The following is a 19,543-nucleotide window of genomic DNA, read 5'->3' as shown; positions in this document are numbered from 1 at the left end:
CCTACTCCGCCGCCGCGAGCTCGGCCTTGACCTCGTCGAGGATGCGCCGGCCCTCGCCCGCGCCGATGCGGGCAATGTCGTCCTGGTATTTCAGCAGCACCCCGATCGTGTCGGACACGGTCTCCGGATCGAGCGCCACCTTGTCGAGTTCGGTCAGCGCGCCGGCCCAGTCGATGGTTTCGGCGACGCCCGGCACCTTGAACAGCTCGATCTGGCGCAGCTTCTGGATGAAGGACACCACTTCGGCCGAAAGCCGCTGGTTGGCCCGAGGCACCTTGCGGCGCACGATCTCCAGTTCGCGCTCGGCACTGGGATAGTCGACCCAGTGATAAAGGCAGCGCCGCTTCAGCGCATCGTGGATTTCGCGGGTGCGGTTGGTGGTGATGATGACGATCGGCGGCTCTTCCGCCTTGATCGTGCCGAGTTCAGGCACAGTCACCTGGAAGTCGGAGAGGATTTCGAGCAGGAAGGCTTCGAAGGCTTCATCGGTGCGGTCGAGTTCGTCGATCAGGAAAACCGGGGCTGCGCCCGCCTTGCCCGTCAGCGCATCGAGCACCGGCCGGCGGATCAGGTACTTTTCGGAGAAAACGTTACGCTCCATGGCGGAGCGGTCGACCTTGCCGGCGGCCTCCTCCATGCGGATTTCGATCATCTGCGCGGCGTAATTCCACTCATAAACGGCCGAGGAGACGTCGAGCCCCTCATAACACTGCAGACGGATCAGCCGGCGGCCAAGCGCCTCGGCCAACACCTTGGCGATCTCGGTCTTGCCAACGCCGGCCTCGCCTTCGAGGAAAAGCGGCCGTCTCATGCGCAGAGACAGGAAAAGCACCGTTGCCAGCGACCGGTCCGCGACATAGCCCGCGCCGGTCAGGAGATCGAGCGTTTCGTCGATCGTCCGCGGCACGGGGCGCGGTTTCAAGTCGCTCATTCCTTCTCCGCGGGTGCGGCGGCCCCACTTTCCAGGACGTGGTAGCCGCGGGCGTGATAGATCAGCGGCCGCAAATTATCGCCCATACGCAGACCTGTCACCTTGCCAAAAAGCACACGATGGGTGGCCAGGTCCTTGGTGTCGATCAGTTCGCAGTCGAACACGGCGAGCGCGCCCTTCAGCGTCGGCGCGCCGGTGGAAATCACATCCCATTCGCCGAGCGCGAAGCGCTCTTCGACCGGCAGGCCAGTCATGCCGGAAAATCCAATCGACAGCGGCTCCTGGTGCGAAGCCAGCGTGTTCAGGGCAAATTTGCCGTTCTTCACGAACAGCTCATTCTTGGCATTTTCACGATTGAGGCAGACCAGAATGGTCGGCGGCGTATCCGACACAGAACATGCCGCGATCACCGTCGTCCCCCGCTTTCCGGCGGGTCCGTCGGTGGTCACCACATGGACATGACCGGCAAAATGACTCATCGCGTCGCGATAGGCCTGCGGTCCAATATCGTTCTTCTTCAGCACTGGAAGATTCCATGGCCATTGTTCACCTGACATATATGGCCAGACATCACATGCCACAAGCGAAGTGCTTGGCCCATATCCCGAATTCGCGTGTTGCACCAAGGCCGGGCAGCCTTTAGGTCTTGGCGGGAATTTGACGCCTGCGCGACGTCGCGGGCTTGGAGGAATTCTTCGGCAGCATGCGATCCGGGGCAACCATAACCGCAGCGCTGGCCTGGCTGTTCATGGCCGGCGCCGCCAGCGCACAGACGCTCACGATTGGTGTCGCAGCACCCCTGTCGGGACCATCGGCCATCCTCGGCAGGCAGATCGAGGCTGGCGCCGGGCTCGCGGCAGAGGTGGACGGCATCCAACTCAAGACTGTTGATGACGCCTGCACCGGCGATGGCGGCGCCGCGGCGGCCAGGGAATTCGTGGCAGCCAAGGTCAATGTCGTGATCGGCTTCCTCTGCACGGAGGCGATCGAGGCGGCGATGCCTGTCCTTAAGGACGCCAATATTCCCGCCATCACCGTTGGTGTGCGAACCGAAAGCCTGACCGACCGCCGCGCCAAGACCGGCTGGCCGGTTTATCGCCTCGGCCCGCGAGGCGACGACGAGCGCAATGCCGTCGCCTCCACCCTTACCCGCCTATGGCAGAACGAGCTGTTCGCGATCATTGACGACGGCACTATCTATGGCCGCGAGATGGCGGAAACATTTCGTGCTGCTGCCGAGCAGGCGGCACTGAAACCGGTCTTCGTCGACACGTTCCGGCCGCAGCTCGACAACCAGATCGGCCTGATGGGACGGTTGAAAAAGGCCGGCGCCACGCATGTCTTTGCCGGCGGCGATGGCGACGACATCGCCATTATGGGGCGCGATGCCGCCCAGCTCCAGACGGGCATCGTCCTTGCCGGCGGCGAAAACCTGCGCACGCCGCCCGGCGACGTGCCTTACGCGACCGGCACGCTGATGATCGCGCCACCCGAATGGGCCGATGTCGCGGATCCCAAGGTGCTGGAAAGCTTCTCCGCGCACAAGATCGTGCCGGACGGCTACGCCCTGCCGGCTTATGCTGCGGTCGAGATCGCCAAGGCCGCATCGTCGGACGCAGCAGGCTCCGGCGGGCCGCTGGCCGAGGCACTCACCGGGCATGATTTCACCACGGCGATCGGATCGGTCCGCTTCGACGACAAGGGCGACCTCAGCCAGAGCCTCTACCGTGTCTTCCGCTTCGACGGCACCCGCTTCGTGCCCTTGGAAAACAACTGATGTTCCGCACCGGTCCACGCAATCTCATCACCGATGTCATGGGCCTGCGCGTTGGCAATGCTTCCGACGCGAGGCTGAAGTCCGGCCTGACGACCGTCCTTTGCGACGAGCCGGCGGTCGCGGGAGTCCAGATTCTTGGCGGCGCGCCTGGCACCCGCGAGACGGATCTGCTGGAACCGCACAATTTGGTGGAGACGATCCATGCCGTGGTGCTGTCGGGCGGTTCTGCTTTCGGGCTCGATGCTGCCTCCGGCGTGCAGGCCGCACTGCGCGAACGCGGCATCGGCTTCGAGGTTGGCGGCTTCCGCGTACCGATCGTGCCGGCGGCGATCCTCTTCGACCTGCGCAATGGCGGCGACAAGGACTGGGGCCGCTATCCCCCCTATCGCGACCTCGGCTACGAGTCGGTGCAGACTGCCGCTGTCGATTTCCAATTTGGCACGGCGGGCGCCGGAACCGGTGCACTGACGTCGGGGCTGAAGGGTGGCCTGGGTTCCGCCTCGACACTGCTGGACAATGGGATCACCATCGGCGCGCTGGCCGCCGTCAACCCGACCGGCTCGGTGACCGTCGGCCGCACCCGCCATTTCTGGGCGGCACCCTTCGAAATCGGCGATGAATTCGGCGGGCTTGGTTATCCCTCGCCCATGCCCGAGGACGCGAAGCGGATTTTGCTGAAATACCGGGACAAGGATCACGGACGGCAGTTGGACAGCGGCGGCAACACGACCATCGCGGTCATTGCCACGGACGCGGTTCTCACCAAGGCCGCCGCCAAACGCCTGGCAATTTCGGCGCATGACGGCTTCGTACGCGCCATCTGGCCGACCCATACGCCGGCCGACGGCGACCTGGTGTTCGCGCTGGCCACCGGCAATAGCGGGGTCGAACTGACCGCCGACGCGGCAATCGACCTCTACGCCGCCGCCGGCGCCACTATGGCGCGCGCCATCAGCCGTGGCGTGTTTGCCGCGACGCCAGCCGACAACGACCTGTTTCCCGTCTGGTCGTCACGTCACTAGGCTGGCTAAAGCCGTCGATCAAACCGGATCGGATTTTTCTTCCTCGAACGTCACCGCGACATCGGAATTCGCGGACAGCCACACCTTCTTGCCATCGACCTCGGCAACCAGGGCCAGTGAAATATAGTGGTGATGGCCCTTGTGAGCCCCCTCGCCACTGTCGGCCTTGGTCAGCTTGATGCGCTGGCCATCGACCTTGTCGACGGTGCCGATATGCACGCCGTCGGCGCCGACGACGTCCATGTGCTCACGAATTTTGCTGGTGTCGGTCATGTTAGCTTCTCCATTGGGGTGGGTTTCCCTTGGGACTGCCGACAATAACAAATGACGAGCGGTTTGGATGCATCGGCCTTGGTCCGCACGACGTTTTGATCTCGTCGTGCTAGGGATGAAGCGATCAGGCCGAAGGAGCGATGACAATGCGGACGCTTTTCCTGTTTGCCGTTTGCCTGGCCACGCAGTTCGCGGCGTCGATTGCCCAGGCCGGCGATGTCGCGGAGCTCGAAATCCTGGGCTTCACCCGGGATGGCGGCGTGTTCGCCTTCGAGGAGTACGGCATCCAGGACGGGTCGGGCTTTCCCTATGCCAACCGGTATTACATCGACACGAGCAACGACAGCTTTCTCAAGGGCACGCCGGTCAGGGTCCGGCTCGACGACGAGAAGGCAACGCTCGACGCTGCCCGCCTTCAGGCCCGGCAAAAGGGCGAGGCCATTGTCAGCCAGGCCGAGCTGAGTGCCAACCGCGGCATCACCGCCGGCTCCAACCCGGTGACCGAGCTTTCGGCCGATCCACATCGCATAGTGGTCAATCCGCGACCGATCTTTTCCCCTGTCGACCAGCCGCTCGAGTTCCGGCTCGACGAGATCGGCATGAATGACACCGAAAGTTGCGCCAGCCAGGGCGAGATCAATGGCTTCCGGTTGCTGCGTATCGAGGCGCGGGATGGCGGCACCACCAAATTGCTGCACGAGGACAAAGCGATCCCCAAGAGCCGGGGCTGCCCGAACGGCTACCGCATCGGCGCGGTGCAGACGTTCTCGATGGACAGCCTCAGCGCTTATGCGGTGCTGATCGCGGTGCGCCAGTATGGCTTCGAAGGGCCGGACTTTCGCTGGATCGCCGTGACCGGCCGCCTGTGACAGAGCTTGTCCAACCCGTCAGGCGCAATCGCGCCCTGCACCACCTTCGCGGCGCCATGCCGACACTGCGTGCAGCGCTTCTCGGTGCGCTGCTGTGGGCCGCCGCCATGGGCGCCAGCGCACTCGTCAACCTGTTGCTGGACAATTGGGTGACGCCGGGCAAGATCCGCACCGTGTCCCTGCTGTTTGCCGTCGGCGGCGCCCTGGCCTTTCCGGTTGGCCTCTTTGCCGCACGGCTGGTTTCGCTCGGAAGGGGCCGGGAGGTCGCCTTCGCGGCGATATTCGTAGGGCTTGCTGCCGCAACGATCGGCCTCACCGCCCTGCTGTATGCCCTGCAATACCGCTCCTACTATGCCGAATGGCATGCGCCCGTATTCACCCTCACCTGGGGCTTTCAGCTCGCCTTCACGATGGCGGTGGCGTCCTACCAGTTCGTGGTGCTGGGCATCCGGCTCTATTTCCCGCTTGGTTTCGTCGCCTTGTTCGCCGTCAGCCTCTGGTTTGCACGGCAGCAGCGTTGAGCATTTGGCCCGCCTCTGTTAGGACGCGGACAAATCCCTCCGATACATCAGGAATGACCGATGATCCCTCGCTATTCCCGGCCGGAAATGGTCGCCATCTGGTCGCCCGAAACCCGGTTTCGCATCTGGTTCGAAATCGAGGCCCATGCCTGCGACGCGCTGGCCGAACTGGGGGTCATCCCCAAGGAAGCGGCCAAAACGATCTGGGAAAAGGGAAGCGCGGCCGAATTCGACGTCGAGAAGATCGACGCGATCGAGCGCGTCACCAAGCATGACGTTATCGCCTTCCTCACCCATCTTGCCGAATTCGTCGGGCCCGACGCGCGCTTCATCCATCAGGGCATGACGTCTTCGGACGTGCTCGACACCTGCTTTGCGGTGCAACTCACCCGCGCCAGCGACATTTTGCTGGCCGACATCGATACGTTGCTTGCAGCGCTCAAGCGCCGCGCCTTCGAGCACAAGGACACCGTCACCATCGGCCGCAGCCACGGTATCCATGCCGAGCCGACGACCTTCGGCATAAAGCTGGCGCAGGCTTATGCCGAATTCTCGCGCTGCCGCGAGCGGCTGGTGCACGCGCGCGAAGACATTGCCACCTGTGCGATTTCGGGCGCGGTCGGAACCTTCGCCAACATAGAGCCCTATGTCGAGGAACATGTGGCTCGTAAGCTCGGACTGAAGCCGGAACCGGTGTCGACGCAGGTGATTCCGCGCGACCGCCACGCCATGTTCTTCGCGACCCTCGGCGTTATCGCCTCCTCGATCGAGCGGCTGGCGATCGAGGTCCGGCATCTGCAGCGCACCGAAGTGCTGGAAGCGGAAGAGTATTTTTCGCCGGGCCAGAAAGGCTCGTCGGCGATGCCGCACAAGCGCAACCCGGTGCTGACCGAAAACCTCACCGGCCTTGCCCGCATGGTGCGTTCCATGGCGCTGCCGGCGATGGAGAACGTGGCGCTCTGGCATGAGCGCGACATCTCGCACTCCTCGGTCGAGCGCATGATCGGCCCGGACGCCACCGTGACGCTCGATTTCGCGCTGTCACGCCTGACCAGCGTCGTCGACAAGCTGGTCGTCTATCCCGACAACATGCTGAACAACATGAACAAGTTTCGCGGCCTTGTGCATTCGCAACGCGTCATGCTGGCGCTAACGCAGGCCGGCCTGTCACGCGAGGATTCCTACCGGCTGGTGCAGCGCAACGCCATGAAGGTGTGGGAACAAGGCGCTGATTTTCTTGAGGAACTTCTGGCCGACAAGGAAGTGACAGCCGCACTGCCGGAGGCGCAAATCCGCGAGAAATTCGACCTGGGTTACCACACCAAGCACGTCGACACGATCTTCAAGCGGGTGTTCGGAGGAGCATGAGCTTTCCTTCTCCCCGTTTATGGGGAGAAGGTGCCGTGATGACGTCCAATCAAGCCTTACCCGGCACGGTCCTGATCACCGTGCCCCAAGGATCCTCACGGGTCGTTTCGCTGCTCGCATTGTCCGAACGCATCTCGACCCAGGCAAGGCCCGAGCGGGAGGGGTCGCGGCGGCCGGCGCCGGCGCTTTGCCAGGCATTGGCGCCGATGTGGTGGTGATAATGCCCCGACGACAGGAACACCGCCTGGCCGCCATATTTGGCGACCGTGTCGAAGCCGAATTCCTGGTTCCACCAGGCTTCGGCCTCTTCCGGTCTGCCGACGCGCAGGTGGACATGGCCGACAATGCTGTTTTCCGGCGCGCCTTGCCATCCCGCATCGCCGGCCGGCACTTCGGCAACGACAGACGGAATGTTCATCCGCTCGGTCGCCATGGCGATCTTGTCGCCGTTCCATTTCCAATCCTGCGGGCGGCGGTCGGCATAGATTTCGATGCCGTTGCCCTCGGGATCGGTCAGGTAGAGCGCTTCGCTGACCAGATGGTCCGAAGCGCCCTCGATAGCGATCTTGTCTGAGATGGCGTGGTTGATCCAGCGTCCGAGATCGGCACGGCTGGGCAGCAGGAAAGCCGTATGGAACAGGCCGGCGCTGCGCGGATCGTCCGGTTTGGCGGAGCTGTCCGGCTCAAGCACTAGCAGCGGACGGCTGCCGGCGCCGAGCGTGATCGCGCCTTCGGCACGGCTCAATTCCTGCAGTCCGACGACTTTACGATAGTAGGCGGCAAGACTTTCGGCATCACGCGCCTTCAAACCGACGCGGGCGACGCTCACCGGGGTGGTGGCGGCAAATGGCAGTTCGCTCATCATTGTCTCCGTTGCGGCGACGTCTCGCGAAGCTCCCAAAGCCAGGAGGCCAGCGGCGCCGATCATTCTACGTCGTGTCAGCGCCAAAATCCCGGTCCTCCACGGCTGTTTCTCTCCCGACAGAGATCGTCGATCTTCATCGTTCACACAAGACAGCGAAAAGCGAACATGGTGTTCACCGTTGCGACCGGAAGCCTGCCCATCAACGGTTGCATGAGGCAATCGCGCTCGCTATCTGAGCGCCATGAAAGTCAAGGACGCAGATATTCTGATCATTCCCGGATACACCAATTCGGGGCCTGAGCATTGGCAGACCCGCTGGCAATCGAAACTGTCCACGGCGCGCCGCGTCGAGCAAGCGGAATGGTCGAAGCCGGTACGCGAGGACTGGACGGCGAGTGTGGCCAAGGCGGTCAACGAGGCCGAGAGACCTGTCGTTCTCGTCGCTCACTCACTTGGAGTGGCCGCGGCCGTACAAGCCATTCCGCAGTTCCGGAAGCCGGTCGCCGGCGCCTTCTTCGTGGCACCGCCGGACGTCGCGAATCCCAAGATCAAGCCAAGACATCTGATGACCTTCGGCCCTTATCCTCGCGAACCGCTGCCGTTTCCCTCCATCGTGATCGCCAGCCGCAACGACCCCTTCTGCCCTTTCGATGTCGCCGAGGACATCGCCGGCGCCTGGGGCTCGCTGTTCATCGATGCCGGAGAAACCGGCCATCTCAGCGAGGATTCAGGCTTTGGCCCCTGGCCCGAGGGATCGATGACCTTCGCCAAGTTTCTGACGGACCTCTGAGGCGCGCCAAAATCAACGCACGATGGCATTCGATCAAACTGCAGGACTCGAATAAATAATAATTTAAGAGGGCCAGCGTTAACTATTCAGAAGCAGTGGAAATTGCTTTCTGGATGATCATCCGTGCTTGAACCGGGCTGCCAATTCTTCGCCTTGAAACAGAGGTCAATGCTTGCGCAAGGACGCTTCACTCGAATTCTTGAGAGGTGCCGCAGCGCTTATCGTTCTCAATTGGCATATCTTGTGTGCTTTTGCGCCGTCCGCGGCGGGCGAAGAGGAGGCTGCGCAATCGCTCAAGACAAGTCTGGCTTTCATCGCTTTCAATGGCGGCTCTGCCGTCTACTTGTTTTTCGTCCTCTCTTCCTATGTGCTTGTGAAGCGTTATTTCCAGTCCCGCGACGCACAAGACCTTCGGCTGGGTGCGATCAAACGTTTGCCTCGTCTGGCTGGACCCGTGCTTGTTGTGGTTCTATCGTCCTGTGTCATCTTCAAGCTCGATCTGTATTTCTTCGAGGATGCAGCGGCGGTCGCTCAATCTGAGTGGCTCGGCAGATTCGGCAATGCTTCAAAGGTACTGTCGCGGGAGACAGCGAGTTTCTCCGACGCATTCCTGCAAGGAGCGTGGCGGACATTCATTTACGGCGACAAATATTACGACAGCAGCCTGTGGACCATGACGATCGAGTTCTGGGGCAGCATGCTGACCTTCGCCCTCGCCCCGATCGTCTTTTTCTTCCAAGGCCGCTGGGCGCTATTGTCCTGGCTTTGCATAGCAACAGGCGTATTCTTGGCGGTGCAAGTCAGCTTCTTTTTTTGTGCCTTTCCGGCCAGCCTCCTACTCTATCCGCTTCTCGCCATGGGATTTCGCCCGAATCGATGGGTGAGAGGGGCCATGGCGATTATTTCGCTGGTGCTGCTGGGTTATGCAGGAGATGCTGTCGGAATATACCGGCCCTTCGCCGTGCTCGATATTGCAGCTTCCGATATCGGTTTGCGGCAAGCTTGCGTGGCCATCCCGGCAAGCATCATGCTGGTTTACGCCGTGCTGAGCATGGATGACCCACCGTCATGGCTCTCCGGCAAGGCCGCACGTTTCCTGGGCGACCTGTCTTTCCCGCTCTACCTCGTGCATGTACCCGTTATCTGCTCGTTGGGATCATGGGCGCTGTTGGCAAGCGACTCCGCCGCACTCGGCGCTGCCGCCGCGATATCTGGGTCGATCCTCGCGGCATTGCCGCTGATGGCTTTCAACAACTGGTGGGTCCAGGCGCTCGGCGCTTTGTTCGACAGGATCAGACCCGGCGGATCGGCCGCCACGGCGCTCGCGGTGCAAAGGCCTGAGCAACACGCTGGCGACAGCAGTCCGCTGGTTCAGGATCCGATCGAGTCCCGCATGTCCTTGAGCAAGGTCCTTGCTCCCAATGAAATCAGCGCGTGCTCGGAACCCGTGGCGAGCAGGCGATAGCCCATCGACACGACGCGGCCGGCGATAGCCGGTTCGACGACATAGATCGCCGCATGCTTGCCGGCCTTGCGGGTGCGCTCGGCAACCGAAGCCACCGTCTCCATCATGCTTTCCAGCGTCGAATTGACCGTGGTGCCGTTGGTCCAGGCGATCGAGAAGTCGGACGGCCCGAGGAAAATGCCGTCGATGCCCGGCGTGTCGAGGATACCGTCAAGCGCATCGAGCGCGGCGCGCGTCTCGACCATGGCAAAAGCCATGGTGCGCTGATTGGTGTCGCGCAGCCATTCGGCATAGTCGCCCTTGCCATGGCGGGGAAAGGCATAGGTCGGACCCCACGAGCGCTCGCCGAGCGGGGGATATTTCATGGCCGCGGCGAACAGCTTTGCATCGGCCACCGAGTTGACCATCGGCGCAATGACCGCCTCGGCGCCGAAATCGAGAGCGCGGCTGGCCATGTCGAAACGGCCAACGGGAATGCGCACCAGCGCCGGCTTGCCCACGGCCAGCACGGGTGCCAGGCCGCGCAGGACGCTGTCCTCGTGATGGCCGCCATGCTGCATGTCGAGTGTCACGGCATCGAAGTCCTGCCTGGCGAGGATCTCCACGGTCAAGGCGTCCGGCACGCCCGACCAGGCGGTTACCAGCGTTTCATCTGCGGCAAGACGGGACTTCAGGGACATCTAATCTCTTTCCTCGTTAACGTCGGCAGTTTCAGCCGGAAACCGCCGCAAAGGCAAAGAAAAACCGCCCGGATCGGCCGGGCGGTGGATTGGGCCAGAAAGCGGCCGGATCAGGTGTTCTTGATCTGCTCGATCGCCTGCGCCATCATTTCGTCCATGGTGCGGCGGATCTGGTGATCGGACTGCTCGACGCCGGCGGCATCGAAATCCTTGCGGATCTTGCGGAACACGTCGTGGTCGCCGGCTTCCTCGATGTCGGAAACAACGACTTCCTTGGCGTAGGCGTCGGCATCGGCGCCGGACTTTCCGAGCTTTTCGGCTGCCCACAGACCAAGCGCCTTGTTGCGCCGCGCCGAAGCCTTGAACCGAAGCTCCTCGTCGAATGCGAATTTGCGCTCGAAGCCCTCTTCGCGGTCTTTCATGCTGCTCATGGCGTCCCTCCGGTCAAATCCGATTCGTTGGCAATGGATATGTGTGTTGCCGAAGCACAAACCAAAAGGTCGCGGGCCGGTCAATATGCTTCGTCATATGCTGCGCTGCGGCATTTCAGTCCCGAAAGCGGTTGATTGAAAGGATTTGCCGATTGAGCAAACGGTGTGATTGGGATAGACCCGGCATTGAACGTCACCGTCGCCGCATTAATTCAGGCGGACGGACAGGAAGTGGTCGCTTGCCGCCTGTCCGCAAATCCAGAGAAAAATTCAAATGAAAAATCGCCGCCGCATTTATGAAGGCAAGGCCAAGATCCTCTATGAGGGACCCGAGCCGGGCACGCTGATCCAGTTCTTCAAGGACGACGCAACCGCGTTCAACAAGAAGAAGCACGAGGTCATCGACGGCAAGGGTGTACTCAACAACCGCATTTCCGAATACATCTTCAATCATTTGAACCGCATGGGCATCCCGACCCACTTCATCCGCCGGCTCAACATGCGCGAGCAGCTGATCAAGGAAGTCGAGATCATCCCGCTCGAGGTGGTGGTGCGCAATGTCGCCGCCGGTTCGCTGTCCAAGCGCCTCGGCATCGAGGAAGGCACCGTCCTGCCGCGCTCGATCATCGAATTCTATTACAAGGCCGACGCGCTCGACGATCCGATGGTTTCGGAAGAGCACATCACGGCGTTCGGCTGGGCAAGCCCGCAGGAGATCGACGATGTCATGGCGCTGGCCATCCGCGTCAACGATTTCCTCTCCGGCCTGTTCATGGGGGTCGGCATCCAGCTCGTCGACTTCAAGATCGAGTGCGGTCGCCTGTTCGAGGGCGACATGATGCGCATCGTCGTGGCCGACGAGATTTCGCCGGACTCCTGCCGCCTGTGGGACGTGGCGACGCAGGACAAGCTCGATAAGGACCGTTTCCGCCGCGACATGGGCGGCCTCGTCGAGGCCTATCAGGAAGTCGCCCGCCGCCTCGGCATCATGAACGAGAACGAGCCGCCGCGTCCTACCGGTCCGGTGCTTGTCGCCTCGACCGATGGCCTCAAAGGCAAGCCGCACTGACAGCGGCTTGCCCCCAACGTTCAGAACAGGAGCATGTCCAGCGTGATCAAGGCCCGCATTACCGTCACCCTCAAGAATGGTGTGCTCGACCCGCAAGGCAAGGCGATCGAACACGCGCTGTCGGGGCTGGGCTTCGATGGCGTCGGCCAAGTGCGGCAGGGCAAGGTGTTCGACGTCGAGCTTTCGGAAAGCGACAAGGGCAAGGCCGAGGCCGATCTCAAGGCCATGTGCGACAAGCTGCTGGCGAACACTGTAATTGAGAATTATAGTGTGACGCTTACCTGAAGTTGTGCCGGAGGGACTGATGGCCGAGAGCGATGGAAGCTTGATATTTGAAGGCCTCAAGTCCATTCAATCACGGTTGGACAGGATGGATTTGACGCTCGGAGAGGTAAAATCCGAGCTTGGCTCCATCCGCGGTCATCTGATAGCCACCGAGAGTGACGTGATGAACATCTATGGCGTGCTCGCTCGCCGGGATGATTGGCTACAACATATCGAGCGCCGTCTCGACCCGCGCGAACTTGCCGAAGCACAAAGGCCTTACGAACCAAAATGAAATCAGCCGTCGTCCTTCTCCCTGGCCTCAACCGCGACCGCGACATGATCGCGGCGCTGACCAAGATTTCCGGACAGGCGCCGGCAACCGTCTGGCAGACCGACACTGAAATCCCCGATGTCGACCTGATCGCCATCCCAGGCGGCTTTTCCTTCGGCGATTATCTGCGCTGCGGCGCGATCGCGGCACGCATGCCGGTCATGCGGGCGGTCGCCGAAAAGGCGGCCAAGGGCGTCATGGTCATCGGCGTTTGCAACGGTTTCCAGATCCTCGTCGAGGCCGGTCTGCTGCCAGGTGCGCTGATGCGCAACACCTCGCTGAAATTCGTCTGCCGGCAGGTCAAGCTCGAGATCGCCAACGCCAACACCATGTTCACGCGTCGCTACCAGCCGGGCCAGATCATCCGCTCGCCGGTGGCGCATCACGACGGGAATTACTTTGCCGACGCCGACACACTTGCCCGTCTCGAGGGCGAAGGCCAGGTGGTGTTCCGCTATGCCGAAGGCACCAACCCGAACGGCTCGATCAACGACATTGCCGGCATCGTCAACGAACAAGGCAATGTGCTCGGCCTGATGCCGCATCCCGAGAATCTGATAGAAGCAGCGCATGGCGGCAATGACGGCAGAGCGCTGTTCGAAGGCGCCTTGGGCATTGCCGCTTGAAGTTTGCAACCGCAACCTTAAGAATTGCGGCAATTCAAGATCATAGCGTGAGGGAGAGACGGTCATGAAACTCTATTCGCGGCCGTTGTCGCCCTACTCTTCGATCGTGCGGGCGCTGGCCTATATCAAGGACGTGCCGATCAAGATCATCGCGCCGCCGCCCGGTTTTCCGATCCCCGAGGCGTTTCGCGCCATCTCGCCGATGAACCGGATTCCGGTTCTGATCACCGGCTCGGGCGAAACGATCGTCGAATCGGTGGTGATCGCCGAATATCTCGAGGAACGGTTTCCCGAACCGGCTCTGTTGCCGCCCGATTCGAAGGACCGCGCGCTGGTGCGCATGTTTGCCCGCATCGTCGATCTCGACGTACTCACACCGACGATGAAGCTTTTCGAACTGCATTTCGTGCCGAAGCGCGACACTGCCGAGATCGACGCCCAATTCGCCCGTCTGCACCATGGGCTGGCCGCCATCGAGGCACGCATGGCGCAAGGCCCCTTCGCGCTCGGCAGCGACATCAGTTTCGCCGATGCCTGGCTGACGCCGACGCGGTTCATCTTCAACAATTTCCGCGCCATGACCGGCCGCCACGACCTGCTCGACGCCTATCCCAGATTCGATGCCTATGAGCAGATCGCTTCGCAGCATCCGGCATTGTCCAGGGTGTGGGGCGAGATGACCGATGGCCTGAAGATCTCTCTGTCCGAACTCGAAATGGGTGCCGCTTGATCAAGAACAGGACGATCGCCCTGATCGCCGTGTCAGGCTTTGCCTTGGCATCTTGCCAATCGAGCCCCAAGAGCACGCCCGTGCCGTCGGGCAAGAGCGCCGCGCTGCTCTCCATGGAACAGGTGGCGATATCGGCCCACAAATGCTGGATCGCCAGCAAGGATCCGGCCTTCAGGCAGTATCAGATGGCCAATGAACTGAACTCGTTCAGCGGCACGCCGCGCTTCCTTCTGGTGCCGGCCAAGCACTATGGCGGCAAACCGTTGCTGGTCGTGCAGGCACAGGGCAATTCAAGCCGTGTCGACGTCTTCGGACCGTTGATGAACGACCCGCTTGGCGCACGCATCAGCTCCGATGTCGCGCGCTGGCAAGCGGGCAATCCGGCCTGCGCAGCCACCGCCTGAGCCAGCCATGGGCCGGTTCCTGCAGATCGCGGGATTGGTTGTTGGCCTGATAGCGCTCGCTTTGCAGTTCTCGATCACCATTCCGGCTTCGATGGTAGCGGGCCGCGGCCTGCTCGGCTCGATCGTGTTCTATTTCAGCTTCTTCACCATCCTGACCAACATTGGCGCCGTGCTGGTCCACGCCTCGCTGTTGTCATCCAGCTTCTATGCGTGGCTGCCGGCCTTTGCCGGACCACGGATGCGCGCGGGCGTCGCGGCTTCGATCACCCTGGTGTTCATCGTCTATGCCACGGTTCTGGCGCGGCTCTGGCAGCCGCAAGGCCTGTTCCTGCTCTGCGACATCCTGCTGCACTACATGGCGCCGGTGCTGTTCGTGCTGTGGTGGCTGATATCGGGCGCCGATGGCAGGACGCGATGGAGCGACATCTCCTGGTGGGTGCTCTATCCCATCGCCTATCTGGCCTATGCGCTGGCGCGCGCGCCGCTGGCGGGCGAAGTGCCCTATCCCTTCCTCGATGTCGCCAGGAACGGCGTTGAGAGCGTCGCCGTGGCCGCGCTCGCCATAACCACACTTTTCCTGGTGATATGCGTCGTCGCCGTTTTCGTCGACCACGCTATCGGGCGCCTCGGGAGCAAAGGCACCCGGTAGACGGGCCGCTATTCCCAGAGCGGCTTGATGCCTTCGCGGTGAGCGTCGCAGCGTGAGATGCCGATGTCCTTGAGTTGATCGTCGGTCATCTCCAGCAGCGCCAGTCGGCCGCGCCGGCGCTCCAGCAGGCGGTCGATCCATTTCGCCAGCGAACTGAGCACTTGCACAATTCCGCCGGCGAAGCCGCGCTGCCCGGACGGGCGAGCAGGCTGACCGAGCAATTGGATTGCCGAATGGCGGAATGGTCCGATTGTATTCATTTTCTTCTGCCAAATGTCAATTGCACCCTTGGTTGGGTGCACTGCCGATATGTATTGACTCCCAAAACGGTGCAATATAGAAAATTGTCACCATGACAAATTGGGTTCCAGATCTCACCGGTTCAGGACCGCTGTATCAGCGTCTCGCGGATTCCATCGAGGCGGATATCGACCGAGGAGTGATCGGCGCGGGGGCAAAACTGCCGCCACAGCGCGACCTTGCCTACGACATCGGCGCCACGGTCGGCACCGTCGGGCGGGCCTATCAGTTGCTGCGCGAGCGCGGTCTCGTCAGCGGCGAAGTCGGACGCGGGACCTATGTGCTTAGCCAGAACATCGGGGTTACGAAGCCGGAGGCGCCCGACACCAGCGTGGAGGGCACGCGCTATGTCGATGCCCCCAAGGGCAAGTTGCGGTTCGACAGCACGGCAGCCCCTGATATCGGCCAGGGCGCCGTTGTAGCCGATGTCCTGTCGCGCACCGCACAGGACCATCCGCATGAGATTTCAAGTTACACGCGCGACTTCCCGGATCGCTGGTACGAAGCCGGCGCCCGGTGGCTGTCGCGGAATGCCTTCCGACCAACGATCGATACAATCGTGCCTACCCTCGGTACCCACGCCGCGGTGATGGCCGCGATCGCGGCCCTGACCACGCCCGGCGACTATGTCGCCTTCGAGCACCTCACCTACTCCCAGATTTCCCGCAGCGCCGGCCTGATCGGCCCCCCCACCGCGCTGGTTGCCTCGGACGATGAAGGCCTCGATCCGGCGGATTTCGAACGCGTCTGCGCGCAAAAGCACCCCAAGATGATCTTCCTGATACCGACGGCGCAGAATCCGACCCTGGTGACCTTGTCGTCGGCGCGACGCGAGGCGATCGCGCGTATCGCCCGTGATTACAACGTCATCCTGATCGAGGATGACCTCTACGGCCATTTGACCGACGACCCGACACCGCTGCTTGCCGAATTCGCGCCCGAGCGCACCATCATCGCCGGCGGCCTGTCGAAGTCGGTCGCCGCCGGACTGCGCGGCGGCTGGCTCTCCTGCCCGCCCGCCTATCGCCATCGCATCCGGGTCGCCCACAAGATGATGACCGGCGGCATGCCATTCCTGCTGGCGGAGGTGAATGCCCGGCTGGTGCTTTCCGGCCAGGCCAGCGAAATCCGCAAGCGCAGCATCGCGGAGATCAGCGCCCGCATGTCCATAGTGCGCGAAAGTTTGGCGGGCTTCTCATTCAGATCGCACGACAAGGTGCCGTTCGTCTGGCTCACCCTGCCCGATCCCTGGCTTTCCGGCACGTTCAAGAATGCCTGCCTGGAGCATGGCGTGCTGATCGACGATGAGGATGAATTCAAGGCGGGGCGCTCGGAGCGGGTTTTCCATGGGGTGCGCTTCGGTGTTTCGCAGCCGAGCGGGCGCGAGGATGTTGCCGGCGGCGTCGCGGTGATCAGGCGGCTGCTGGACGAGGGCCGCGCGGGCTACGACAGCTTTTCCTGAACCGTTCGCGGCCACCCGCCCTGCTGCCTCGAGACGTCGACTTGCGACACTGGACTTGTCAGAACCAGACCCGGATCAACCTTCGGCCTTGAAGTTCTTGGCTTCCTTCTCGGCTTTTTCCTTGCCGTGCTTCTCAGCCAATTCCTTGGCCTGCCGCGGCGAAACGTCGGTGGTCTCCGCGATATGGAGAGCTTCCTTGTCCGAGAGGCGATTGTCGTTCTTGCCTTGCTTGGTAGCCATGATTCTGTCTCCTCGGTGATAGGGACCTAACGACCGGGGCATCGGAGCGTTCCCCATTTTGGTTTTGCGGGGACTTGAAAGCTGGGTGGACGCCTTTCGCTGCTCACCAAAAGGCCTGCCGCGATCTATCGCCCTGTTGCTTTCTGCCTTTTTCCTCAGCCGGCGGGTGTATCGACCGCAAGGCTTGCGATAAGAGGAGACTCAAAATCCCTGCTCCATGGACATAAATCGCCGCCCATGACCACTTCCAATTCCGTCCCGATCACATCAGACCTCATCGCCTCGCATGGGCTGAAGCCCGATGAGTATCAGCGCATATTGGACCTGGTCGGTCGCGAGCCGAGCTTCACCGAACTCGGCATCTTCTCGGCGATGTGGAACGAGCACTGCTCCTACAAATCCTCGAAGAAATGGCTGCGCACCTTGCCGACCACCGGCCCGCAAGTCATCCAGGGCCCGGGCGAGAATGCCGGCGTGGTCGACATCGGTGACGGCGACTGCGTCGTCTTCAAGATGGAAAGCCACAACCATCCCTCCTTCATCGAGCCCTACCAGGGTGCGGCGACGGGCGTCGGCGGCATCTTGCGCGACGTCTTCACCATGGGCGCGCGGCCGATCGCGGCGATGAACGCGCTGCGCTTCGGCGCGCCCGACCATCCCAAGACCAGGCATCTGGTCGCGGGCGTGGTTTCCGGCGTCGGCGGCTACGGCAATGCCTTCGGCGTGCCGACGGTCGGCGGCGAGGTCAATTTCGACGCCCGCTACAACGGCAACATCCTGGTCAATGCCTTTGCCGCGGGCCTTGCCAAGACCGATGCCATCTTCCTGTCCGAGGCAAAGGGCGTCGGCCTGCCGGTCGTCTATCTGGGCGCCAAGACCGGCCGCGACGGCGTCGGCGGCGCCACCATGGCCTCGGCCGAATTCGACGACAAGATCGACGAGAAGCGCCCGACCGTGCAGGTCGGCGATCCCTTCACCGAAAAATGCCTGCTGGAGGCCTCTCTCGAACTGATGGCTTCGGGCGCCGTGATCGCCATCCAGGACATGGGTGCTGCCGGCCTCACCTGTTCGGCGGTCGAAATGGGCGCCAAGGGCGACCTCGGCATCGAACTCGACCTCGACAAGGTGCCGGTGCGCGAGGAGCGCATGAGCGCCTACGAGATGATGCTGTCGGAAAGCCAGGAGCGCATGCTGATGGTGCTGCGCCCTGAAAAAGAGAAGGAGGCCGAGGCGATCTTTCACAAATGGGGCCTCGACTTCGCCATCGTCGGCAAGACCACCGACGATCTGCGCTTCCGCGTGCGGCACCAGGGGAACGAGGTCGCCAACCTGCCGATCAAGGATCTCGGCGACAAGGCTCCCGAATACGATCGCCCTTGGGTCGAGCCGAAGAAGCCGGCGCCGCTTGCCGCCAACGATATCCCGCAGGCCGACCTCGCCGATGCGCTGCTGAAGCTGCTTGGCGGACCGGACCTGTCTTCGCGCCGCTGGGTGTGGGAACAGTACGACACACTGATCCAGGGCAATTCGCTGCAGCTTCCGGGCGGCGACGCCGGCGTGGTGCGGGTCGAGGGCCATCCAACCAAGGCGCTGGCCTTCTCCTCCGATGTGACGCCGCGCTATTGCGAAGCCGACCCCTACGAGGGCGGCAAGCAGGCGGTGGCCGAATGCTGGCGCAACCTGACCGCCACCGGCGCGCTGCCGCTCGCCGCCACAGACAATCTCAATTTCGGCAATCCCGAACGGCCTGAGATCATGGGCCAGTTGGTGGGCGCGGTGAAAGGCATCGGCGACGCCTGCCGGGCGCTTGGTTTCCCGATCGTGTCGGGCAATGTCTCGCTCTACAACGAGACCAACGGCCAGGGCATCCTGCCGACACCGACCATCGGCGGCGTCGGCCTGATATCAGACTGGTCGAAGATGGCGCGGATCGGTTTCGCCGCGGAAGGCCAGATGATCCTGCTGGTCGGCGCACCGGCTTCCTGGGGAACGCATCTTGGCCAGTCCGTCTATTTCAGGGATATCCACGGCCGCAGCGACGGCCCGCCGCCGCCGGTCGACCTCGAACACGAGAAGCGCGTCGGCGACCACGTACGCTCGTTGATCGCTGCCGGCATCGTCACGGCCGCGCATGACGTCTCAGATGGCGGCATTGCGGTGGCGCTGGCCGAAATGGCGATGGCGTCGGGCATCGGCGCGACCGTTCCCGGGCTTGTCGGTACCGATCCGATCCCGGTCTGGTTCGGTGAAGACCAGGGCCGCTATCTCCTGACGTTGTCGATCGATCCGCATGGCGATGAATGGGACGCCATCCGCAAGCAGCAGGGCGAACTCGGCATTTTCGCGCCGTGGATCGGCTCGACCGGCGGCGCCGCGTTGAAGCTCGGCGATGCCAGGGCAATCCCGGTCAGCGACTTGACCGCCGCCCATGAAGGCTGGTTCCCGCGCTTCATGGATCAGGCCAGTTGACCAG

The 19,543-nt window shown here is 62.5% G+C and carries 24 protein-coding genes; 16 read left to right on the top strand and 8 right to left on the bottom strand.

All coding sequences use genetic code 11. The features are described 5' to 3' along the window. Position 1 precedes the first annotated feature (1 nt). Together LB516_RS16650 and LB516_RS16645 are read right to left on the bottom strand one after the other, a co-directional pair. Entirely contained in the window at positions 2 to 931 is a 930-nt protein-coding gene (locus tag LB516_RS16650; RefSeq protein WP_224720008.1) for an AAA family ATPase, read from the bottom strand. Continuing rightward, the gene (locus LB516_RS16645; protein ID WP_015318123.1) at positions 928 to 1,455 is read right to left on the bottom strand and encodes a flavin reductase; all 528 of its coding nucleotides are present in this window, start codon (positions 1,453 to 1,455) and stop codon (positions 928 to 930) included. Before LB516_RS16645 ends, LB516_RS16650 begins: the two co-directional genes overlap by 4 nt. Before the next feature lie 179 nt (positions 1,456 to 1,634). On the opposite strand from LB516_RS16645, the gene LB516_RS16640 reads away from it, so the two are divergent. Then, positions 1,635 to 2,708, top strand: a complete 1,074-nt coding sequence (locus LB516_RS16640) for a branched-chain amino acid ABC transporter substrate-binding protein (protein WP_141906854.1) — start codon at positions 1,635 to 1,637, stop codon at positions 2,706 to 2,708. Then, entirely contained in the window at positions 2,708 to 3,730 is a 1,023-nt protein-coding gene (locus tag LB516_RS16635) for a P1 family peptidase (RefSeq protein WP_141906853.1), read from the top strand. The genes LB516_RS16640 and LB516_RS16635 overlap by 1 nt, the downstream gene beginning before the upstream one ends. A gap of 18 nt (positions 3,731 to 3,748) precedes the next feature. Here the strand turns inward: LB516_RS16635 and LB516_RS16630 are convergent, their stop codons facing one another. Continuing rightward, positions 3,749 to 4,003, bottom strand: a complete 255-nt coding sequence (locus LB516_RS16630; protein ID WP_015318126.1) for a DUF2171 domain-containing protein — start codon at positions 4,001 to 4,003, stop codon at positions 3,749 to 3,751. Between the two features lie 146 nt (positions 4,004 to 4,149). Here LB516_RS16630 and LB516_RS16625 point away from each other — a divergent pair, with 146 nt between their 5' ends. Genes LB516_RS16625 through purB form a run of 3 tightly spaced genes read left to right on the top strand, consistent with a single transcriptional unit; the run spans position 4,150 to position 6,761 of the window. Next, positions 4,150 to 4,872: a DUF2259 domain-containing protein gene (locus LB516_RS16625; RefSeq protein WP_015318127.1), complete on the top strand. Its 723-nt coding sequence runs from the start codon at positions 4,150 to 4,152 to the stop codon at positions 4,870 to 4,872. A 56-nt stretch (positions 4,873 to 4,928) separates the two neighbouring features. Then, entirely contained in the window at positions 4,929 to 5,393 is a 465-nt protein-coding gene (locus LB516_RS16620; protein WP_015318128.1) for a hypothetical protein, read from the top strand. A 60-nt stretch (positions 5,394 to 5,453) separates the two neighbouring features. Next, entirely contained in the window at positions 5,454 to 6,761 is a 1,308-nt protein-coding gene (gene purB / locus LB516_RS16615) for an adenylosuccinate lyase (protein ID WP_141906852.1), read from the top strand. Positions 6,762 to 6,810: 49 nt separating this feature from the next. On the opposite strand, the gene LB516_RS16610 is transcribed toward purB, so the two are convergent. Beyond that, positions 6,811 to 7,623 carry a VOC family protein gene (locus LB516_RS16610; RefSeq protein WP_224720007.1) on the bottom strand — a complete coding sequence of 271 codons (813 nt, stop codon included), beginning with the start codon at positions 7,621 to 7,623 and terminating at the stop codon, positions 6,811 to 6,813. Between the two features lie 244 nt (positions 7,624 to 7,867). On the opposite strand from LB516_RS16610, the gene LB516_RS16605 reads away from it, so the two are divergent. Together LB516_RS16605 and LB516_RS16600 are read left to right on the top strand one after the other, a co-directional pair. Then, the gene (locus LB516_RS16605) at positions 7,868 to 8,416 is read left to right on the top strand and encodes an RBBP9/YdeN family alpha/beta hydrolase (RefSeq protein WP_140616988.1); all 549 of its coding nucleotides are present in this window, start codon (positions 7,868 to 7,870) and stop codon (positions 8,414 to 8,416) included. A gap of 172 nt (positions 8,417 to 8,588) precedes the next feature. Further along, positions 8,589 to 9,881, top strand: a complete 1,293-nt coding sequence (locus LB516_RS16600) for an acyltransferase family protein (RefSeq protein WP_224720006.1) — start codon at positions 8,589 to 8,591, stop codon at positions 9,879 to 9,881. Here the strand turns inward: LB516_RS16600 and LB516_RS16595 are convergent. Next, complete coding sequence (locus LB516_RS16595; RefSeq protein WP_140823620.1) at positions 9,788 to 10,561, bottom strand: HpcH/HpaI aldolase family protein; 774 nt, start codon at positions 10,559 to 10,561, stop codon at positions 9,788 to 9,790. The genes LB516_RS16600 and LB516_RS16595 overlap by 94 nt on opposite strands. A gap of 110 nt (positions 10,562 to 10,671) precedes the next feature. Further along, positions 10,672 to 10,992 (bottom strand): DUF1476 domain-containing protein, encoded by a 321-nt coding sequence (locus tag LB516_RS16590; protein WP_015318134.1) that lies wholly within the window; start codon positions 10,990 to 10,992, stop codon positions 10,672 to 10,674. Between the two features lie 274 nt (positions 10,993 to 11,266). Between LB516_RS16590 and purC the strand changes: the two genes are divergently transcribed. From purC to LB516_RS16555, 7 genes are all read left to right on the top strand, one after another. Beyond that, on the top strand, positions 11,267 to 12,061 hold the full coding sequence (gene purC / locus LB516_RS16585; protein WP_013532127.1) for a phosphoribosylaminoimidazolesuccinocarboxamide synthase: 795 nt from the start codon (positions 11,267 to 11,269) through the stop codon (positions 12,059 to 12,061). Positions 12,062 to 12,103: 42 nt separating this feature from the next. After that, on the top strand, positions 12,104 to 12,346 hold the full coding sequence (purS, locus tag LB516_RS16580) for a phosphoribosylformylglycinamidine synthase subunit PurS (protein WP_015318135.1): 243 nt from the start codon (positions 12,104 to 12,106) through the stop codon (positions 12,344 to 12,346). Between the two features lie 19 nt (positions 12,347 to 12,365). Next, a complete protein-coding gene (locus tag LB516_RS16575) occupies positions 12,366 to 12,620 on the top strand; it encodes a hypothetical protein (protein ID WP_140874103.1) in 255 nt (84 codons plus the stop codon). Further along, complete coding sequence (purQ, locus tag LB516_RS16570; protein ID WP_015318137.1) at positions 12,617 to 13,285, top strand: phosphoribosylformylglycinamidine synthase subunit PurQ; 669 nt, start codon at positions 12,617 to 12,619, stop codon at positions 13,283 to 13,285. Before LB516_RS16575 ends, purQ begins: the two co-directional genes overlap by 4 nt. Positions 13,286 to 13,349: 64 nt before the next feature. Further along, positions 13,350 to 14,015, top strand: coding sequence for a glutathione S-transferase family protein (locus LB516_RS16565; protein WP_015318138.1), 666 nt, complete (start codon positions 13,350 to 13,352; stop codon positions 14,013 to 14,015). Further along, positions 14,012 to 14,419: a hypothetical protein gene (locus LB516_RS16560; protein WP_015318139.1), complete on the top strand. Its 408-nt coding sequence runs from the start codon at positions 14,012 to 14,014 to the stop codon at positions 14,417 to 14,419. The genes LB516_RS16565 and LB516_RS16560 overlap by 4 nt, the downstream gene beginning before the upstream one ends. Positions 14,420 to 14,426: 7 nt before the next feature. Beyond that, positions 14,427 to 15,068, top strand: coding sequence for a Pr6Pr family membrane protein (locus LB516_RS16555; RefSeq protein WP_140874105.1), 642 nt, complete (start codon positions 14,427 to 14,429; stop codon positions 15,066 to 15,068). A gap of 8 nt (positions 15,069 to 15,076) precedes the next feature. On the opposite strand, the gene LB516_RS16550 is transcribed toward LB516_RS16555, so the two are convergent. Then, complete coding sequence (locus LB516_RS16550; protein ID WP_224720005.1) at positions 15,077 to 15,328, bottom strand: DUF1127 domain-containing protein; 252 nt, start codon at positions 15,326 to 15,328, stop codon at positions 15,077 to 15,079. 92 nt (positions 15,329 to 15,420) lie between these two features. Between LB516_RS16550 and LB516_RS16545 the strand changes: the two genes are divergently transcribed. Then, complete coding sequence (locus LB516_RS16545; protein WP_224720004.1) at positions 15,421 to 16,830, top strand: PLP-dependent aminotransferase family protein; 1,410 nt, start codon at positions 15,421 to 15,423, stop codon at positions 16,828 to 16,830. A gap of 75 nt (positions 16,831 to 16,905) precedes the next feature. On the opposite strand, the gene LB516_RS16540 is transcribed toward LB516_RS16545, so the two are convergent. Continuing rightward, the gene (locus LB516_RS16540; RefSeq protein WP_015318143.1) at positions 16,906 to 17,070 is read right to left on the bottom strand and encodes a hypothetical protein; all 165 of its coding nucleotides are present in this window, start codon (positions 17,068 to 17,070) and stop codon (positions 16,906 to 16,908) included. A gap of 237 nt (positions 17,071 to 17,307) precedes the next feature. Here LB516_RS16540 and purL point away from each other — a divergent pair, with 237 nt between their 5' ends. Next, positions 17,308 to 19,539, top strand: a complete 2,232-nt coding sequence (gene purL, locus LB516_RS16535; protein ID WP_140787535.1) for a phosphoribosylformylglycinamidine synthase subunit PurL — start codon at positions 17,308 to 17,310, stop codon at positions 19,537 to 19,539. Positions 19,540 to 19,543: the final 4 nt, after the last annotated feature.

Origin of the sequence: Mesorhizobium sp. CO1-1-7, from assembly GCF_020164885.1 — a bacterium.
GTDB lineage: Bacteria > Pseudomonadota > Alphaproteobacteria > Rhizobiales > Rhizobiaceae > Mesorhizobium > Mesorhizobium australicum.
The sequence above is the reverse complement of the archived record's forward strand: the minus strand, read 5'-3'. Positions and strand labels throughout refer to the sequence as shown.

Coding starts and splice junctions, on each gene's coding strand:
- purL (WP_140787535.1), top strand. CDS start 17,308: ATGACCACTTCCAATTCCGTCCCGATCACATCAGACCTCATCGCCTCG.
- purQ (WP_015318137.1), top strand. CDS start 12,617: ATGAAATCAGCCGTCGTCCTTCTCCCTGGCCTCAACCGCGACCGCGAC.
- LB516_RS16545 (WP_224720004.1), top strand. CDS start 15,421: ATGACAAATTGGGTTCCAGATCTCACCGGTTCAGGACCGCTGTATCAG.
- LB516_RS16610 (WP_224720007.1), bottom strand. CDS start 7,623: ATGAGCGAACTGCCATTTGCCGCCACCACCCCGGTGAGCGTCGCCCGC.
- LB516_RS16555 (WP_140874105.1), top strand. CDS start 14,427: ATGGGCCGGTTCCTGCAGATCGCGGGATTGGTTGTTGGCCTGATAGCG.
- LB516_RS16625 (WP_015318127.1), top strand. CDS start 4,150: ATGCGGACGCTTTTCCTGTTTGCCGTTTGCCTGGCCACGCAGTTCGCG.
- LB516_RS16605 (WP_140616988.1), top strand. CDS start 7,868: ATGAAAGTCAAGGACGCAGATATTCTGATCATTCCCGGATACACCAAT.
- LB516_RS16595 (WP_140823620.1), bottom strand. CDS start 10,561: ATGTCCCTGAAGTCCCGTCTTGCCGCAGATGAAACGCTGGTAACCGCC.
- LB516_RS16635 (WP_141906853.1), top strand. CDS start 2,708: ATGTTCCGCACCGGTCCACGCAATCTCATCACCGATGTCATGGGCCTG.
- LB516_RS16540 (WP_015318143.1), bottom strand. CDS start 17,070: ATGGCTACCAAGCAAGGCAAGAACGACAATCGCCTCTCGGACAAGGAA.
- LB516_RS16640 (WP_141906854.1), top strand. CDS start 1,635: ATGCGATCCGGGGCAACCATAACCGCAGCGCTGGCCTGGCTGTTCATG.
- LB516_RS16650 (WP_224720008.1), bottom strand. CDS start 931: ATGAGCGACTTGAAACCGCGCCCCGTGCCGCGGACGATCGACGAAACG.
- LB516_RS16575 (WP_140874103.1), top strand. CDS start 12,366: ATGGCCGAGAGCGATGGAAGCTTGATATTTGAAGGCCTCAAGTCCATT.
- LB516_RS16630 (WP_015318126.1), bottom strand. CDS start 4,003: ATGACCGACACCAGCAAAATTCGTGAGCACATGGACGTCGTCGGCGCC.
- purB (WP_141906852.1), top strand. CDS start 5,454: ATGATCCCTCGCTATTCCCGGCCGGAAATGGTCGCCATCTGGTCGCCC.
- LB516_RS16590 (WP_015318134.1), bottom strand. CDS start 10,992: ATGAGCAGCATGAAAGACCGCGAAGAGGGCTTCGAGCGCAAATTCGCA.
- LB516_RS16550 (WP_224720005.1), bottom strand. CDS start 15,328: ATGAATACAATCGGACCATTCCGCCATTCGGCAATCCAATTGCTCGGT.
- LB516_RS16565 (WP_015318138.1), top strand. CDS start 13,350: ATGAAACTCTATTCGCGGCCGTTGTCGCCCTACTCTTCGATCGTGCGG.
- LB516_RS16620 (WP_015318128.1), top strand. CDS start 4,929: ATGCCGACACTGCGTGCAGCGCTTCTCGGTGCGCTGCTGTGGGCCGCC.
- purC (WP_013532127.1), top strand. CDS start 11,267: ATGAAAAATCGCCGCCGCATTTATGAAGGCAAGGCCAAGATCCTCTAT.